Genomic DNA, 16,099 nt, shown 5'->3' with positions numbered 1-16,099 from the left:
AGCGCCCCGCTACGATCGCTGACGCATCCTCAGTTCGCAGACCATGACCAGGGGTTCTGTACCCGGAGCGGCAGCGGGGACGGCGGTCCGAGGGGGAACCGTGCACAACGACAGATGGCCGGACACAGGGCCGGCATCCATGAGTGAGGGCCCTTCCGCGACCCGTGGGCGCCGCGGGTGACACGCGTCCGCCACGACGGACCCGAGCGCGGCCGGCCGTGGTCCAGGGATGCCGGGCCCTCCGCCGCCGGGCCCCCCGGGCACTGCCCCGTCTGCTGGTCGGGGGGTGCCGGAAGGCGGTGCGGAGTCTGCGGCCGGGAGCCGGAGACGGCGGCGGCCACCGGCCCGGCGGCACGGGAAGCGGAGATCGCGGCCTGCTGCTCCTGGGACATGTCCGCGGCCGTTCTCGCGACCCGGTACCTGGCGGCCGGCGGCCGTTCCCGCGGAGCGACGCCGGGTGGCGCCGTCGACCGTCGGCTGAGTCCTCTGATCCGCCGCGCCCCGGCGGCGGCCGTACGCGGTCCACGCCCCTTCGGCTCCCTCGACCCGTTCGACCCCTTCGGCCTCCTCGGCCCGCTCGGCGCGGGGGAGCGGAGGGACGCCGGGGCGGGCAGCCCCGCCGGTGCCGTGTCCCTGCTCACCGCGCTCACGGCCGGCGAGTACGACGCCGTCTGCGTCCTCGGCGTCTCCACCGCCGGCCTGGCCCTGCGGGAGCTGGGCCGTTGCCCGCAGGGAACCGGGTGGACGCACAACTCCCCGAACGGCGACGTGCGGTGGCCGGACCTCGTGCCCTGGCTGCCCGCGGCGGCGGCGGAACGCGCCTTCCTGCTGGCCGGCGGTATCGGTCTCACGCCCCCCTACGGAACCCACGGGGTGCCCCGGGCCACCGACGAGGCGTGGGAGCCCGCGGTCCGCCGCGCCCTCACCACCACTCTGGCCCCCCTCGACGCCGCACGCGCACAGGGCCGCGCGGTGCCGCTGCTCCTCGTCGGCCAGGCCCACGGATGGCGCTGGCCGGACTACGCGGCACAGATCCTGGCGACCAGGGCACCGGCGGCGGCCCGGATCCTCCTTGACGCCTCCGACCCGCGCTCCCTGGACGACATCGTCCAAAGCGTCTGCCGTCAGGTTCCGCTGCGGCACGGCTACGCCCTGCTCACCCGGCCCGCCCCGGGAAGCTCACCGGACCAGGGGGCGGACACCGGTGCCCGCATCCTCTTCCCGGGCGGTACGACGCTGCCGGAGGAGGGCGAACTGCCCGGACTCAACCGGTCGTTGCAACACCGGCTTCCTGAATCGATAGTAGATGCCCGTTGAGGGCTTCGGCGGGTGTCTTCCAACCGAGGGTCTTGCGGGGCCTGCTGTTGAGTGCGAGAGCAACAGCCTGGAGATCTTCGGGATCCCATCGCGACAGGTCGGTGCCCTTGGGAAAGTACTGTCGCAGCAGCCCGTTGGTGTTCTCGTTCGTGCCTCGCTGCCAGGGGCTGTGCGGGTCGGCGAAGTAGACCTGCAACCCTGTGCCGAAGCGGAGTTGGGCATGCTGAGCCAGCTCCTTGCCACGGTCCCAGGTCAATGAGCGACGCAGCTGCTCGGGCAGCGTGGTAATCGTGGCGGCGATCGCGTCCCTGACGGCCTCGGCGCCCAGGCCTGCCAGCGCCGGCCCGTTCTTCACCCGCGGCTCGATACCGAAGCCTTCCATCCGGGGCAGATGCAGAAGCATCGTGAACCGCGTCGTGCGTTCCACCAGCGTGCCGATCGCGGACTTGCCGGTGCCGATGATCAAGTCTCCCTCCCAGTGCCCTGGGACCGCACGGTCTTCAGCTTCGGCCGGCCGCTGACTGATCATCACCTCGGGCGTGACGTGCCCGCCCGCCCGCCGTCGGGAGCGGGAGCGGGGAACCCGCAGCGCACGGCCGGTGCGCAGGCAGGCGACCAGCTCGCGCTTGAGCGCCCCGCGTCCCTGGACGTAGAGGGCCTGGTAGATCGCCTCGTGCGAGATACGCATGGACTCATCATCGGGGAAGTCCGCCTTGAGCCGGTGGGCGATCTGCTCCGGACTCCACGCCGTCGCCCACCGCCGGTCCTGACGCCGGGGCTTGTTGCGTCCTTTCCACCGCGGCGTCTGCGGCCCGGCCACCGGCGTCCCGTCCGGACGCCGGACCTCTCCGGCGAGCCGGTCCTGCACATACTCACGCAGCCGCTCATTGGCCACCAGCTTCGGCGTCTTGGGACGCCGCGCCATCAGCTCCGCCTTCCACTGCGCGATCGAGGCCCGGTAGGTGAGCTGTCCGCCGCGGGTGGCCGCGTTGCGCCGCAGTTCCCGCGAGACGGTCGACGGATCCCTGCCCAGCCGGCGTGCGATCTCGCGCACGCCCACGTCCTGGGCGTTGAGCAGCGCGATCTCCTCGCGTTCCGCGAAGGACAGGTACCGGCCTGATGGCGGGCTGAGCTGGATCGACGGCATGCCGCCACGCTCACGGAACCACCGGGATCCCACTACCGGGGATACGCCGCACGTGACGGCAGCGTCCTCGCTGGCCATCCCCTCGGCGATCTTCACCCAGAACGCCCGCTCCACTTCCCGACGGATCGGAGGCCGCCCCGGCGAACGCATCGCCGGACGCCCCGTCACCGCCGTCGCCCAGCCCTCTGGTCTTCCCACGCGACACCTCCGTGATCAAGGTGTTGCGACGATCAATTGAATCCGCCCTGTTCGCCTCCGTCGAGCTGTCGGCGGAAGCGGAAGCGGAAGCGGAAGCGGGCGAAGACGGACGCGGGGACGAGAGCACGCACGTGGCTACGGGCGCACGTTCAGACGACGATTCCCGTCCGTATGCCGATGCCGAAGCCGATACCGAATCCCGCGCGCGGGACGGTGTGTTCACCCTTCCGCTGGTGACGGCCAGGGGCACCCGGACCGAGGACTGGCCGGTGCTGCGCACGGGGCGTGCGCGGGTACGGCCCGGACGCCGGACCACTGTCACCGTCGCCCTCGACAGTTACGGACAGCTCCGTTTCGCGGCCCCGGAGTTGTTCACCGAAAGCCGGACTCGACGGACGCTGCAGCATTCCACCGACGCGGACGTGGACGAGGGGGCGTCCCGGCCCCGAGCCGCCGCCGATGTGCTGCTCCTGCTCGAACTCGGCGGTGCCCGGGCCGAGTCCGAGCGCCGCGTCCGCTTCCTGTGGTCGGTGCTCCACCGGCTCGGCGCCGCCGGCCCGCCGGACCCGGGGGAGGGCCGCCCCGGCGAGGAGATCCCCAAGGTTCCGGCGAGCCTGCGGATCGGGCTCGTCGGGTACGAGGACCACAAGGTCCTGCCCGTGCGAGCGGAACCGGAAGACGAATCCGTGCTGAGCGTCTGGGGTCCGGGCTCCGCCGAAGCCGCCGCCGAGGCCGTCCGCCGGTTCTCCGTGCGGCCCGTACGGCACGACTACGGCGCGCCGTTGGAGGACGCCCTGCACGCGGCCGCCCACTGGCGGCACTGGCGCGACGGAGCCCGGCACCTGCTGCTCGTGCTGGCCCGTCGGCCGCCCCACCCCGCCCGCCAGCAGTCCGACCTCAGCCTGCCCTGCCCCGGTCGGCACGACTACGAGGAAGCCCTGAACCGGCTGCGTACGGTGGCCTGTCCCGACCTGACCGTCATCGGCGTACGCGATGCGGTGGCCGGTGACACCTCCGGACGCTGGCGCCCCCAGACCCGTGAGCGGCTCCGCCACATCTGGCGCGACCTCGGCCGCGACCACCTGTTCACCCTCGGGACACACACACCCGAAGACGTCGCCTCGTGCGTCAACCACGCCCTGGGACGCCCCGCCGGGGCCCGCGGGCCGCTGACCGGCCCCGCCACCGCACCGGCGGCCCCCGGGACCGCCCGCGGCCATGGCACGCGCGTCGACCCGTGGGCGGCGGTACCACCCAGCCAGAAGGACAGTGAGCACCATGACTGAGAACAAGCCGGACGAGCCCCGGTTCCCACCGTCGGACATGATGAGCAAGACCTACGAGCGCGACGCGGTGGACGAGGAGGCCGGGTACACCGGCAGCGAGCCGGTGTACGCCGCTCCGGTCGAGTTCACCCCGGGACAGCAGGCGGGGGAGGCGGAGACACGGATCGGCGTCTGGGGCGGCCCGTCCTCGGGCAAGACCACGTTCCTGGGCGCACTGCGGCTCGCCGCGCTCGACCCGTCCGGTCCGTACGGCCGGTGGCAGGTGGTGCCGTCCGACGACGTGTCGGAGAAATTCCTGGTGGAGACGGCACGCGAGCTGGCGATCGACAAGGTCTTCCCCGGGGCCACCCAGGTCGTGCGCTCGTACGCCTGGCGTTTTCGCGGGGACCTCAGCGGCACGGCCTTCGGCAGGCGACGCCTGTGGCGCAAACGGCCCTCGAACCGGCTGGAGTTCGAGCTGAGCGTGCTCGATGTACCCGGCGGCGCCTACCAGGACCTCAGGAGCGACGGCCTCGCCGTCCGGAGCATCGATCACCTGGCCAGGGCCCAGGGACTCGTCTATCTCTTCGACCCGGTGCGCGAGGCGAAGGACAGAGACTCGTTCGCCTTCCTCAACGGCGCCCTGACCCGGATCACCCGTCTCTGCATGCAGGAGAACCGGCTGGACGGCCCCTATCTCCCGCACCACCTCGCCGTCTGCCTCACCAAGTTCGACGACCCGGAGATCTTCCACCGGGCCCGGCGCGGCGGCTGGACCGACCTCGGACCGAACGGAGTGCCCGTGGTGTCCGACCCCGCCGGCTTCTTCGACTGGCTCGCGGACGACCTGCACGGCAGCACCATGCGCCTGGTGGGGCAGACGCTGCGCGCCCACTTCCATCCCTCGCGCCTCCACTTCTTCACCTCCTCGGCGATCGGGTTCGGCACCCTGCCCGGTGGTTCCGTCGACCTGCGGCGCTTCGGGAACGTCAACTTCGTCGACGGGGAGGAGCGCATCGTGGGCCCGCTCAGCCCGTACAACGTCATGGAACCGCTGGTGGCCCTGCTGCTCGGCATGCGGAACGGAGGCCGGCCGTGAACGACGCGTTCACCGTGGAGGCACTGTGGGCCTGGTACGGCAAGAAAGCGGACTCGCTGGCCGAGTACGACGTGATGCACTGCACCGGAGGCGCGCCCCGCCGCGCGACGTTCTCCGAGTACATCATCGCGGCGAGCCTGGGCAATCCGCCCTCCGCGGCGGCCGTACGGGACCGGCTGCCCTGGATCTCCGTAGTGGGTATGCCCTTCACCGACCAACTGTGGACCGGCATCTCCGTGATGGAGACCTCCACCTTGCGCGACGGTGCGAACCGGGCCGTCACCCCGACCCGCTACCTGCTGATCGACTCCGCCGAACTGGTGCGCCGGAGGGTGGAATACACCAACCTGTGGGACGCCGTCGCCCCCGTACCGCTCCCCCCGGAGCACGGCGGGAGCGTCGTACTGGAGGTGCCCCCACCGGCCGGTGAGGGACTGGCGGAAGGCCTGGACACCATCGCCGGCCACGTGCCCGGCACCGCCGCCGGGACCGGGCAGCGGCGAGCGGCCGCCGTGGACTGGGCCGTGTCCGTGGCCGCGCTGCTGCTGTGCGGCAGCCCCGTCGTCGTCACCGGGGGAGGCCGGCTCGACGCGCGGGCCCGGCTCGCCGTGTTCGACGCAGTCGTGGGCCTCCTGCCGTACGGGGTGCGCAGCGGGCTGCGCGTGGGCAGCTGCGTCGACGGGGGTGACAGACCGCCCACCCAGCTGGCTTTCGGACCCGAGCACACGCCGTCCGCCCGATGCGTCCGCCTCGGCGCCCTCCCGCAGGTTCCGGCCGGTCCTCCGGAGGACTACCGGCGTCAGCTCGCCCGGCTGATCGGGGCCAGGGGACTCGACGCGGTCGCCACCGGGCTGCGCGGACTCGACGCGCCCGTCGCGCCGGTCGACCACGGGGCGCTGCTCGGAGCCCTCGGCCGGCTGGACCCGTTCCACGCGGCGGTGAGGGCCGTCGAGGCCGGGAAGCAGTCCGTCCGGGTCGTGGCCGAGGGGCTGAACAGCCTGACGGACGGCGAGGACACGGACTCCGACGGCTTCCTGCGGCTCGTCGAGTGCGGGATCGCGTACGCGGTCGACCCCGGGGGCCGGGAGCTGCACGAGGCGCTGCACCGCCACTGGACGCACGAGAGGACCGGACCGCGGGTGTCCGCGCTCATGGCGGAAGCTCTCCTCGACGTGGTGCTGAGCGATGCCTCGCACGCGTCGGACAGCGCCTCGTGCCGTGCCAGGCTGGACGCACTGTGGAGGCTGGTCGAACAGTGCCGGAAGGAGGCCGAGGTACTGCGGCTGCTGCCCGGCCCCGAACAGCCGGCCGACGGCCGGCGCCTGAGGTACGCGGTCGACTGTCTGTGCCTGCTGGGCCCGGACAGGATGGCGGACGGACGGGCCGACGGACAGGCCGACGCCGTGCGCGCGCTGTGGGGGGCGCGCCGGCTCACCCTGGAAGTGCTCGCGCGGGAATCGGCCGACCCCGCGCGGCTCGTGGACTGGCTGACCCCGCTCGCACCGGCCGCGCACCAGGCCCCCGCCTGGCTGCGGGCCTGGGCCGTGCTGTCGGGGCGCGAGGCGGGACAGGTCTCTCGGGCCGAGCCGCGTCCCACCGCCGAGGACGCTGTCCATGTACTCACCGCCACCGTCCGCGCACGGCGGCCCGACTGGACGGCGGAGGCCGTCGGGTGGCTGTGGCCGCAGCTGTGTGCCGTCGCCGCCGGACCCGAGCCCGAGCTCGAGCCCGGGGACGGCGGACGAACGGGCGAGGACGGAGCCGTCTTCAGGTCTCCCCTCCCGGGACGGAACCGGGGCGGATCGCGGAAACCGCCCTCGGCCGGGGCACCGGGCACCCCGGAGAACCCGCGGACTCCGGAGCGTCCGCCGGTCTCCCCGCGCCAGGCCGTCTCCGCCGACCACGCGGACCCGGCGGCCCCGTTCGGCCCTCCGGACGCGCGTACGTTGAGGGACCTGCTCACCGCGGACCCGGACGTGTGGCAGCACTGCAGGGCGCCGGCCGACGTCCTGAGCTGCCTGGTGGGTCTCCCTCCCGTCGGGCCCCCGTGGCGCGAGACGGAGTGCGTCGCCTACGCCCGGAGCCTGCACCGGATCTTCCGGGACAGGAACCTGGAGCCTTTCCTGCACCTGCTCGTGGACGAGCTCGCCGCACTGGTGCTCGACGAATTCCGGGGCCGGGAGGGAGGCATCGTCCTGACGGCCCTCCTCCGGGTGCCGCACGAGGTGGCCGCCGCGGACCTGCGCCGGCGCGTCGCCGCCCGGGAAGAGGAATGGCGACGACGGCAGGAGGCCTGGGAGCGGGAGCGTGCCGTCCATGCCCAGCGGCTCTCCGAGCGCGAAGCCGTCTACAACGCCCGACGGCGTGCCGCCCGTCAGGCGCAGGAGAGCCAGGCAGTGCAGAAGGCCGGCCTGGAACGGCACCCCGGCACAGGCCTCGCGACCGGAACGGGCTCCGGTCCTCACGCGGGCCCCGGTCCTCACGCGGGCCCCGGACGTCCACCCGTCCTCGGCGGCGGCGCCGGCCGGAGGAGCGAGGGGCCCGGCCCTCTGCCTCTGCAGGAGTTCGTCCGGGCCGCAGCACACATCGGCTCCTCCCGGGACCTCGCGGCGATGTGGGCGCCCTTCACCCTCGAGCTGGAATCCGCCGAGAGCCACGAGGCCCTCGAAGCGGCCGGCCGCTGGTGGGAGAAGGCCCAGGACGGGGAACGTGCCACGCTCTTCGGTCATCTGGAACGCACGCTGCTCACCGAGCACCGGTGCGGCATCGATGTCACCGCGGACATCCTCCACGAAATCAGGCGCCTGATCATGGCCGGCCTGGCCTCCGGCCACAGCGGCGGCGGATGGCGGGCGGGGCCCGTACTCCGGGAGGCGAAGCGGGATCTGCGCGCTCGCCGCGCGCGGGTGCGGGAACTGTGGTGGATACGACTGAGGGCCCACGTCAACCTCGCCCCGGGAACGCCGCGCAAGCCCAAGAAGTGGAGCAGAGGGAGCACCGTCCGATGAGCAACAACCGTTCCCGGCCGGCCCGGCACGTACTCGCCGTGGTGCTGACCGCCGCCTTCCTCACCCTGGTGCCCGCGCTGAGCCCCTTCGCTCCCGCCCGTGCCGCGGACTCCGGCGACCTGGAGCGGTTCCTGGACTCGGTGGTGGGCACCCGTGGAGCCGGCTACGCGATCGTCGTCGACACCTCACAGTCCATGGCGAACAACGGATCGTACGACAAGGTCCGTTCGGTGCTTCCCGCGTTCCTCGAGTCCCTGCACCCCGAAGACCTGGTCTGTCTGATCCCCTTCAGCACGAGCGCGCGCACCTGCGACATGGTCTCCCGTGACGAGGCGCTCGCGGAACTCGACGAGGCGCTGCCCGCCACCCCCGACGGTTCCGCGTCCAACTTCGGGCGCGCCTTCGAGCAGGCACTGGACGGACTGCAACGGGCCGGCACCGACGTCGGCGGCGTGCTGCTGCTGTCCGACGCGCAGATGCACGCGCCCGACGACGTCAAGTACCGGGACTTCACCGCGAGCGGCTGGCCCGCCCTGCGCAAGCAGGCCTCGGGCCTGCCCGCCGACCGCACCCTGACCGGCTACGGCATCGCCCTGACCCCCGGCGCCGAGGTCGAACAGGTCCTGGCCAAGGTGTTCCCGAGCCACCGCATGCTCGACGCGTCGGGATCCCGGACCCGGGAGGCGATGACGGCGGCTCAGGACGACACCCGTCTGCTCCAGGCCGCCCGGGCCGTGACCGGGGACAAGGACAAGGGCGTGGCCGTCTCCTGGCCGGACGGGTCCGAGAACGGGCCGGTGCCGGCCGGGTCGGACCTCCGTCTGCGGCTGACGGCCACCACCGACGCGCTGCCCGTACGCGTCACCGGCCTGCGGATCGAAGGACTTCCCGAGGGCGTCGAACCGACCGGCGGACTGCCCCGCTCGGTCGACCTCCGGCCGGGGGAGAGCCGGGACATCGACGTCACGCTCAGCTCCACCACCGCGCGGCGCAAGGGGTGGGGCAGCGGCCCCCGCACCGAGACCTGGCAGTTGTCCCTCGACGGCAGGGTGAGTACCCCGGTGGCGCGGGCCTCGGAGCGGTTCGTCGACCGGCAGGCGCGGCTGGCCCCCGCCCCGGCCGGAGAGCCCCTGGCAGTGCGGGGGACGGCGCAGGTCGCCGTCGACCCGGTGCGCTGGGCCACCGCGCTGGGCGTCCTCCTGCTCGTCCTCGTCCCGGCGGGCATTGCGCTGCTGCGCCGCTACCGCCCGGTCCGGGGCACGCTGTCCGCCGAAGGAGTCGACACCAGGGAGCCCGTGCGGATCTCTCTGCAAGGACGCGGCGAGGTCACCGTGGACCTCTCCCCGCTCCTCGAGGGCGACGGCTCGGTCAGGATCCGCAGTGTCCCCGGCCCGCTCCGCGAGCAGCCTCCCATCCGGCTGCGCTGCCGCACCGCCGACCGGCCGGAACGTGAGATCGTCTGCTCGCCCGGCCAGACCGTGCTGCTGTGCGGCATCGAGTTCCACTACACGACGCTGTCCGCGCAGCGGAGATGACCGGTGCCCACCGCCCGGCAGAGGCCGCCCGCGACGTTGCCCGGAGGTTCCCGCGAGGCCCGCCGCCGGGCGGCGAGTTGCCGCTGCTCACCTGGGGGATCAGCGGTGGCGGGGCGTCACACTCCCTTCTAGCTTCGGCACATGACCAAACGACACCTCACGTACCTCACCTGCAGCGTGGTCGTCCTGGCGTCGGGCATGGCAGCCACGCCGTCGACCGCCCAGCCCACCGTGCACCGGGTGCGGCCCGGCGCGTCGATCCAGAAGGCCGTGGACGCCGCGAAGCCGGGGGACACCGTCGTCCTCTCGCCCGGCACCTACAGGGAGAGCGTCGACATCACCACACCGGACGTCACCCTGCGCGGCTCCGGTGCCCACCGCACCGTCCTGGTGCCCGGCACGGACGCCGGCCGGGGCGCCTGCGCCGGGGCGGGGCACGGCATCTGCGTGACCGGCACGGACGAGGCACCCCTCAAGGACGTCACCGTACGCTCGTTGACGCTGCGGGGCTTCACCGGGAGCGGGCTGTGGGCCACCGGCACCGACCGGCTGCGGGTGCGGGGCGTGACCGCCGAGAAGAACGGCAAGTGGGGCATCGCCGAGGAGCGTTCGGTGCGCAGCGTGCTCAGCCACAACGTGGCCAGGGAGAACGGCGACGCCGGACTGTTCCTGGCCGACACCACCGACACCGAGGAAGGCGCCCGGGACGCCCACAGGACGGTGATCCGCCACAACCGCATGCTCGGCAACCGCGTCGGTGTCATCGTGCGACGGCTGCGGAACCTGACCCTCGACCGCAACGAGGCCACCGGCAACTGTGCCGCCGTGTTCGTGGTGGGCGACGAGTCCAAGCCCGTCGCGGGCCACCTGCGGGTGACCCGCAATCACCTCCGCGCCAACAACAAGCACTGCGCCGCCACACCGCGGCTGCCCTTCCTGCAGGGCGCGGGCATCGTCCTCACCGGAGCCGAGGACACCCTCGTGGCCGGGAACCGGATCGAGAACCACAAGGGCACCTCCCCGCTGTCCGGCGGCATCGTGCTGTTCAAGAGCTTCGAGGGCTCCGCGAACGAGCGCAACACCGTCCGCGACAACCTGGTCACCGGCAACAGCCCGGCCGACCTGGCCAACCGGGACACCGCCACGACCAACACGTTCGGCGGCAACACCTGCACGCTCTCCGAGCCCGCCGGCCTGTGCTGAACACCCCGCCGTGCCACACTGCCCCACCCTTTCCCCGGCAGCACAACAGAAGAAGCGAAACGACGGACGACGACCGTCGACCAGGTTCCCCCACCATCCATGCGGCTGCGGGAGATCGTTTCCGGGGCGGCCTGCGCCGCCGCCGCGCGTGCCGCCGTACGCCTGGGCGTGGCGGACGCACTCGACGACACCTCCATGACCGTGGACGACCTCGCCGAAGCGGTGAAGAGCCGCCGCACACCCCGCGGCGGCTGCTGCGCGCGTTGTCGTGCCAGGGAGTCTTCATCGAGCACCCCGGCAGGACGTTCGCGCACACCGGGATGTCCCGGCTGCTGGGCGAGGACGAACCGCACAGCCTGCGGTACATCGCCCTGTGGTGCACCGAACCGTGGACCTGGAACGTCTGGCCGCCGCTCGACGAGACGGTCCGCTCGGGCGGCAACGTCCGGGCCATGACAACGTCCAGTGAGCAGTCCGCACGGGACGTCGCCGCACTGCTCGACCTGGACGACGTCTCCTCCGTCGTGGACATCGTGGGTGGCCAGGGCCACGTCCTGGCCGGGCTGCTGGAGAAGCACCCGGACCTCCACGGCACCCTGCTCGACCTACCAAGGGTGGGGGAGAACGCAGACCCCCGGCGGTGGGAGGGCGGCGCGCCGGCCGGCCGAGCCCGGCTCCTCGCCGGGAACTGCCGCCGGGACATCCCCGCACGGGCGGGCCTCTACCTCATCAAGAACGTCCTGGAGTGGGACGACGACAGTACCCGCCGGGTCCTGGCCGACATCCGCGCGGTCGCGCGGCCCGGAGCACGCGTCGTCGTCATCGAGAACCTGTCGACGACACCCCGTCGATGCGGTTCACCACGGCCATGGACCTGCTGCTCCTCAACGTCGGCGGCGCCGCACACACCCGGAAGAGCGTGACCGATCTGCCGGCCGACGCGGGCCTGGTCATCGGCGAGGTCCGGCCGGTCAACGCCTGCCTGCACGCCTTCGAGTGCACCGTCCCCGGCTGATCCGCACCGGCCCGCACCGTCCGGCCGACGCGTTCCGTGCGGGCCGACCCCGAGGCCGCCGGCTCCGTGACGTACACGGGACCGGCGGCCTCGGGGTTCTTCCGGGCTGTCCGCTCAGGAGCCGGCGCCGCGCTCCCAGTGATAGAAGCACTGCGCCATGGCGTCCTTGGGACCACGCCAGGTGTGAGGGTCGTACGGACTGACGTACGCCTCGAGCTGTTCGCTGATGCCGCGGAACTCGGGGTGCCCGGCCACCTTCGCGATGGCGGGCGCCGGGTCCCGCTCGGATTCGATGAGGTGCATGTACAGGTCGTCGCCGAACTGGAAGAGCCGACGCCTGTTCACCCCGATCAGGTGGGGGAGTTCACCCCGGTCGGAGGCGGCGAACACATCGGAGATCTGCGGCGCCGAACCGGGCGCCATACGGGCCACGATGAGTGCGTGGTGCATCGACGGTCCTTTCCGGATCGGTCGGCGGTCAGCGGGAGGTGACGGACGCGGTGCTCCTGCGCTCGCCGGCGGCCTGCTCGATCCGGTCCCGGATGAGCGCCAGCTGCGTACGCGAGTTGCGGTTGATGTTGTCCGTCATCCAGGCGTCGTCGACCGGGGCGTCGGGCTTCATCGCGAAGTCCTGCGTCCAGTTCATCCGGACGCCGCCCGGCAGCTTTTCGTACTCCCACAGGATGTCCATGTGGGCGAAGGGACCCGTCTCGACACGGCGGGCGCGCACGGTCCGGCGGGCCCGGTCGGGGGTGCGCTCGGAGACCCAGCTCCACACTTTCCCGTTGTCGTCCGGGTGCATGGTCAGGCGGAACGTCGTGGTGTCGCCCTCGCGGGAGAGCACCTCGACCGACGCGTACTCGCTGAACAGGTCCGGCCAGTTCTCGAGGTCGTTGGTCATCTCCCACACGAGGTCGAAGGGAGCGTCGACGGTGATGCTGTTCTCGGTGTGTCCTGCCACTTTCAGGCTCCAGCCTTGAGGGTGCTGTTGACGAGGTTCAGAAACTCCCGGGGCGACTTGCAGCGCTCCGAGTCGGGGGGAAGCGAGAGGCCGTACCGGTTCTCCAGCTCGCCGACGATGCCGAGCAGGCCGAGCGAGTCGAGGCCGAAGGAATCGAAGGGGGACTCCGCGGACTGCTTCAGCTCCTGCGGGTCGACGGTGATACCGGCCGCCTTCTTCATCAGGACGGCCAGTTCGTCGACGGTCACTTCGGTGGTGATCATGAGGGTCTGCTCCTTCCCCGCCCGGGCCTACCGGGCGGATTCGCCACCGCGGCGCACGACCAGCGCCGCGTTGGAGCCCATGAGTCCCCTGCTGAGGACGAGGGCGGTGCGCAGCTCGGCGGGCCGAGCGCGCGACATGACCAGGTCGAGGTCGTGGCAGATGTCGAACACGTTGGGTGTGGGGGGCACCTGACCGTGTTCCATGGCGAGCACCGCGGCCACCGTGTCCAGCACGGGTGCCGCGCAGTGGGCCCGTCCGAAACCCGTCTTGGGCGCCGTGACGGGGACCCGCCCGCCGTGCGCGCCCAGCGCGTCGGCGATCGCCAGCGCCTCGGCGCGGTCCGCCTCCGGTACGCCCATCGCGTCGGCGAACACCACGTCGATGTCCTCCGGCGCGGCGCCCGCCTCGTCGAGGGCGCCGCGGATCGCCCGGGCCAGACCCTCCCGAGACTCCTCCCAGCGGGAGGCACCGGTGAAGGTGGCGGCATGGCCGGCGAGGGTGGCCCGCACCGGCACCCCACGCTCGCGGGCGCGGTCCTCGTCCTCGACGACGAGCAGCGCACCGCCCTCGGCGGGCACGAACCCGCAGGCCTTCGAGGTGAAGGGACGGTAGGCGAGATCCGGGTCCTCGACGGTGCTGATCTCGGGATAACCGAGCTGGCAGACCATCGAGTACGGGGCCAGCGGGGCCTCCGCGGCACCGACGATCATCGTGTCGGTGCCACGCCGGACCGCCCCGGCGGCGTGCGCGAGGCAGTCGAGGCCGCCGGCCTCGTCGCTCGCGACCACCCCGCACGGGCCCTTGAAACCGCTGCGGATGGAGATCTGGCCGGTGCTCGCGGCGTAGAACCAGGCGATGGACTGGTACGGGCCGACGAACCGAGGGCCCTGCCCCCAGAGTTTCTGCAGCTCACGCTGCCCGAACTCACCGCCGCCGGAACCGGCCGCGGTGACCACGCCGATGGAGAACGGATCCGCGGGTTCCCCGCTGCCGAGCCCGGCGTCGTCGAGGGCGAGGGCGGCGGCCGCCATCGCGAAATGACTGAACCGGTCGGTCTGGACCAGGAACCGGTCCTCGATGAGGGCCGCCGCGTCGAAGGAGCGGACCTCGCCCGCCACCCGCAGCGGCAGATGACCGCAGCCCTCGCGGGTGATCCGGTCCAGCACGCCGATGCCTTCGCTGACGGACTTCCAGTAGGCGTCGGTCCGCTGTCCGTTGGGCGCGATCACCCCGATGCCGGTGATGGCCGCGCGGCGGAGGCGCTGAGTACTCATGGTGTCCTCCCGCCCGGCCCGGTCAGCAGCACCGCGGACTGGAAGCCGCCGAACCCGCTGCCGACGGAGAGCACGTTCCTCAGCTTCCGGGGGCGGGCGGTGCGCGGCACATAGTCCAGGTCGCACTCGGGGTCGGGGGTCTCGTAGTTCGCCGTCGGCGGTACGGCCTGGTGCTTCAGGGCGAGCACGCAGGCCACCACCTCGATCGCGCCGATCGCGCCCAGCGAGTGCCCCACCATCGACTTGATGGAGCTCATGGGCGTGTCGTACGCGTGGGCGCCGAGCGACCGCTTCACCGCGGCCGTCTCGTGCCGGTCGTTCTGCCGGGTGCCGGAACCGTGGGCGTTGACGTAGTCGATCAGTGTGGGGTCGAGACGGGCCTGGTCGAGCGTGCTGTCGATGGCCCGCGCCATCTCCAGGCCCTCGGTGGTCAGACCGGTCATGTGGTAGGCGTTGCCGAAGGTGGCGTACCCGCCGATCTCGCAGTGGATCCGTGCCCCGCGGGCCCGTGCGTGCTCGTACTCCTCGAGGACCAGCACCGCCGCGCCCTCGCCCATCACGAACCCGTCGCGGTGGGCGTCGAAGGGACGGGAGGCGTGCTCCGGGTCGTCGTTGTTCGGCGACGTCGCCTTGATGGCGTCGAAGCACGCCATCGTGATCGGCGAGATCGGCGAGTCGGACGCCCCGGCGATGCAGACGTCGGCCCGGCCCTCGGCGATGGTGTGGAAGCCGTACCCGACCGCGTCGAGCCCCGAGGTGCAGCCGGTGGAGACGGTCTGCACCGGGCCCCGCGCGCCGAACCGCTCGGCGACGACCGCGGCGAGCGTGCTCGGCTGGAACGCCAGGTGCAGTTTCGGGTCGGCGGCCCGGTGGTCCACGTCCCAGCGCGAGCCGTGCTCGCTGACCCGGACGTAGTCGTGCTCCAGCCGGGTGGTGCCGCCGACCGCGCTGCCCAGCGACACCGCGGTGCGCCAGCCGTCCTCGCCCCCCGGGTCGAGCCCGGAGTCGTGGACCGCCTCGTCGGCGGCGACCGCGGCGAACTGGATGTACCGGTCGGCGTGCTGGCACAGGTCCGGGTCGAGACCGTGATCGAACGGGTCGAAGTCGCACTCGGCCGCTATCCGCGAGCGCAGCCCGCTCGGGTCGAACAGGGTGATGCCGCGGGTCGCGGTGCGGCCGGCCGACAGAAGGTCCCAGAACGCCGTCGCCCCGGTGCCGCCCGGAGCGACCACCCCGATACCGGTGACGGCTACCCGCCGGGTCACTTTATGGCCTCGCTGCGTCCGGCCGGCCGGCCCTGCCCGGTCCCGGACGCGACCGGCCCGCCCACGGTCAGCTGAGGGCCGGCCTCGGAGCCGGCGTTCTCCTCGGTGTCGACGTGACCGAGGCTCGGATGGGGGGCCAGCGGGCCCAGGTGGAAGACCATGCGGGCCTCGGCGTCGGAGACGTTGCGGAAGCGGTGCCGCATGTCGATCGGGATCATCAGACCCTGCTCGGCCCGCAGCGCGAACGGCTCCCCGTCCAGGTCGACTTCGAGCGCGCCGCTGACGACGTACACGAACTCCTCGGAGTACGGGTGGTAGTGCTCGCCGATGCGCTCACCGGGCTGTATGACGGCCAGACCCATGAAGCCGCTGGTGGAACCCACCGTGGCCGGGGTGAGGAGGGTCCTGAGATCGCCTCCGCGCCTTCTGTTGGGTTCCGTCTCGCTCAGGTCCACGATGCGTGGATGCTGTTGGGACATGGTTGGTACCTCCGGGTGGGGCGGGAGACGTCCGGGCGGGGCGGCCGCGGTCGTCATCACGGTTTGCCG

The 16,099-nt window shown here is 72.4% G+C and carries 13 protein-coding genes and 1 pseudogene; 7 read left to right on the top strand and 7 right to left on the bottom strand.

Translation table 11 applies throughout. From position 1 onward, the window contains the following. The first annotated feature begins 390 nt into the window (after positions 1-390). Positions 391-1,317 (top strand): hypothetical protein, encoded by a 927-nt coding sequence (locus V4Y04_RS03480; protein ID WP_332425752.1) that lies wholly within the window; start codon positions 391-393, stop codon positions 1,315-1,317. Here the strand turns inward: V4Y04_RS03480 and V4Y04_RS03475 are convergent. Then, entirely contained in the window at positions 1,265-2,614 is a 1,350-nt protein-coding gene (locus tag V4Y04_RS03475; RefSeq protein WP_332432693.1) for an IS30 family transposase, read from the bottom strand. The genes V4Y04_RS03480 and V4Y04_RS03475 overlap by 53 nt on opposite strands. Before the next feature lie 281 nt (positions 2,615-2,895). Between V4Y04_RS03475 and V4Y04_RS03470 the strand changes: the two genes are divergently transcribed. From V4Y04_RS03470 to V4Y04_RS03445, 6 genes and pseudogenes are all read left to right on the top strand, one after another. Then, positions 2,896-3,948: a hypothetical protein gene (locus V4Y04_RS03470; protein ID WP_332425750.1), complete on the top strand. Its 1,053-nt coding sequence runs from the start codon at positions 2,896-2,898 to the stop codon at positions 3,946-3,948. After that, positions 3,941-5,026, top strand: coding sequence for a hypothetical protein (locus tag V4Y04_RS03465; protein ID WP_332425748.1), 1,086 nt, complete (start codon positions 3,941-3,943; stop codon positions 5,024-5,026). Before V4Y04_RS03470 ends, V4Y04_RS03465 begins: the two co-directional genes overlap by 8 nt. After that, positions 5,023-8,034 (top strand): hypothetical protein, encoded by a 3,012-nt coding sequence (locus tag V4Y04_RS03460; protein ID WP_332425746.1) that lies wholly within the window; start codon positions 5,023-5,025, stop codon positions 8,032-8,034. The genes V4Y04_RS03465 and V4Y04_RS03460 overlap by 4 nt, the downstream gene beginning before the upstream one ends. Continuing rightward, positions 8,031-9,569, top strand: coding sequence for a vWA domain-containing protein (locus V4Y04_RS03455; protein WP_332425745.1), 1,539 nt, complete (start codon positions 8,031-8,033; stop codon positions 9,567-9,569). Before V4Y04_RS03460 ends, V4Y04_RS03455 begins: the two co-directional genes overlap by 4 nt. A 141-nt stretch (positions 9,570-9,710) precedes the next feature. Beyond that, positions 9,711-10,772 (top strand): right-handed parallel beta-helix repeat-containing protein, encoded by a 1,062-nt coding sequence (locus V4Y04_RS03450; protein WP_332425743.1) that lies wholly within the window; start codon positions 9,711-9,713, stop codon positions 10,770-10,772. A gap of 99 nt (positions 10,773-10,871) precedes the next feature. Continuing rightward, a pseudogene (locus tag V4Y04_RS03445) lies at positions 10,872-11,787 on the top strand (methyltransferase). A gap of 114 nt (positions 11,788-11,901) precedes the next feature. Here the strand turns inward: V4Y04_RS03445 and V4Y04_RS03440 are convergent. From V4Y04_RS03440 to V4Y04_RS03415, 6 genes are read right to left on the bottom strand one after another with little or no spacing between them, the layout of a single operon-like run. Continuing rightward, a complete protein-coding gene (locus V4Y04_RS03440; RefSeq protein WP_332425741.1) occupies positions 11,902-12,237 on the bottom strand; it encodes a TcmI family type II polyketide cyclase in 336 nt (111 codons plus the stop codon). 28 nt (positions 12,238-12,265) lie between these two features. After that, positions 12,266-12,748, bottom strand: a complete 483-nt coding sequence (locus V4Y04_RS03435) for an SRPBCC family protein (RefSeq protein WP_332425740.1) — start codon at positions 12,746-12,748, stop codon at positions 12,266-12,268. Positions 12,749-12,750: 2 nt separating this feature from the next. Next, on the bottom strand, positions 12,751-13,011 hold the full coding sequence (locus V4Y04_RS03430) for an acyl carrier protein (protein WP_332425738.1): 261 nt from the start codon (positions 13,009-13,011) through the stop codon (positions 12,751-12,753). A 27-nt stretch (positions 13,012-13,038) separates the two neighbouring features. Then, positions 13,039-14,286 carry a ketosynthase chain-length factor gene (locus tag V4Y04_RS03425; RefSeq protein ID WP_332425736.1) on the bottom strand — a complete coding sequence of 416 codons (1,248 nt, stop codon included), beginning with the start codon at positions 14,284-14,286 and terminating at the stop codon, positions 13,039-13,041. Beyond that, positions 14,283-15,551: a beta-ketoacyl-[acyl-carrier-protein] synthase family protein gene (locus tag V4Y04_RS03420; RefSeq protein WP_332425734.1), complete on the bottom strand. Its 1,269-nt coding sequence runs from the start codon at positions 15,549-15,551 to the stop codon at positions 14,283-14,285. The genes V4Y04_RS03425 and V4Y04_RS03420 overlap by 4 nt, the downstream gene beginning before the upstream one ends. Continuing rightward, positions 15,548-16,030: a cupin domain-containing protein gene (locus V4Y04_RS03415; RefSeq protein WP_055605499.1), complete on the bottom strand. Its 483-nt coding sequence runs from the start codon at positions 16,028-16,030 to the stop codon at positions 15,548-15,550. Before V4Y04_RS03415 ends, V4Y04_RS03420 begins: the two co-directional genes overlap by 4 nt. Positions 16,031-16,099 lie beyond the last annotated feature (69 nt).

This window comes from Streptomyces sp. P9-A2 (assembly GCF_036634175.1).
GTDB classification, from domain to species: domain Bacteria; phylum Actinomycetota; class Actinomycetes; order Streptomycetales; family Streptomycetaceae; genus Streptomyces; species Streptomyces pratens.
The sequence above is the reverse complement of the archived record's forward strand: the minus strand, read 5'-3'. Positions and strand labels throughout refer to the sequence as shown.

Bases quoted from the DNA above. Each gene is read 5' to 3' on its own strand.
- V4Y04_RS03430 (WP_332425738.1), bottom strand. From the start codon at position 13,011: ATGATCACCACCGAAGTGACCGTCGACGAACTGGCCGTCCTGATGAAG.
- V4Y04_RS03465 (WP_332425748.1), top strand. From the start codon at position 3,941: ATGACTGAGAACAAGCCGGACGAGCCCCGGTTCCCACCGTCGGACATG.
- V4Y04_RS03450 (WP_332425743.1), top strand. From the start codon at position 9,711: ATGACCAAACGACACCTCACGTACCTCACCTGCAGCGTGGTCGTCCTG.
- V4Y04_RS03455 (WP_332425745.1), top strand. From the start codon at position 8,031: ATGAGCAACAACCGTTCCCGGCCGGCCCGGCACGTACTCGCCGTGGTG.
- V4Y04_RS03440 (WP_332425741.1), bottom strand. From the start codon at position 12,237: ATGCACCACGCACTCATCGTGGCCCGTATGGCGCCCGGTTCGGCGCCG.
- V4Y04_RS03415 (WP_055605499.1), bottom strand. From the start codon at position 16,030: ATGTCCCAACAGCATCCACGCATCGTGGACCTGAGCGAGACGGAACCC.
- V4Y04_RS03425 (WP_332425736.1), bottom strand. From the start codon at position 14,286: ATGAGTACTCAGCGCCTCCGCCGCGCGGCCATCACCGGCATCGGGGTG.
- V4Y04_RS03480 (WP_332425752.1), top strand. From the start codon at position 391: ATGTCCGCGGCCGTTCTCGCGACCCGGTACCTGGCGGCCGGCGGCCGT.
- V4Y04_RS03475 (WP_332432693.1), bottom strand. From the start codon at position 2,614: ATGCGTTCGCCGGGGCGGCCTCCGATCCGTCGGGAAGTGGAGCGGGCG.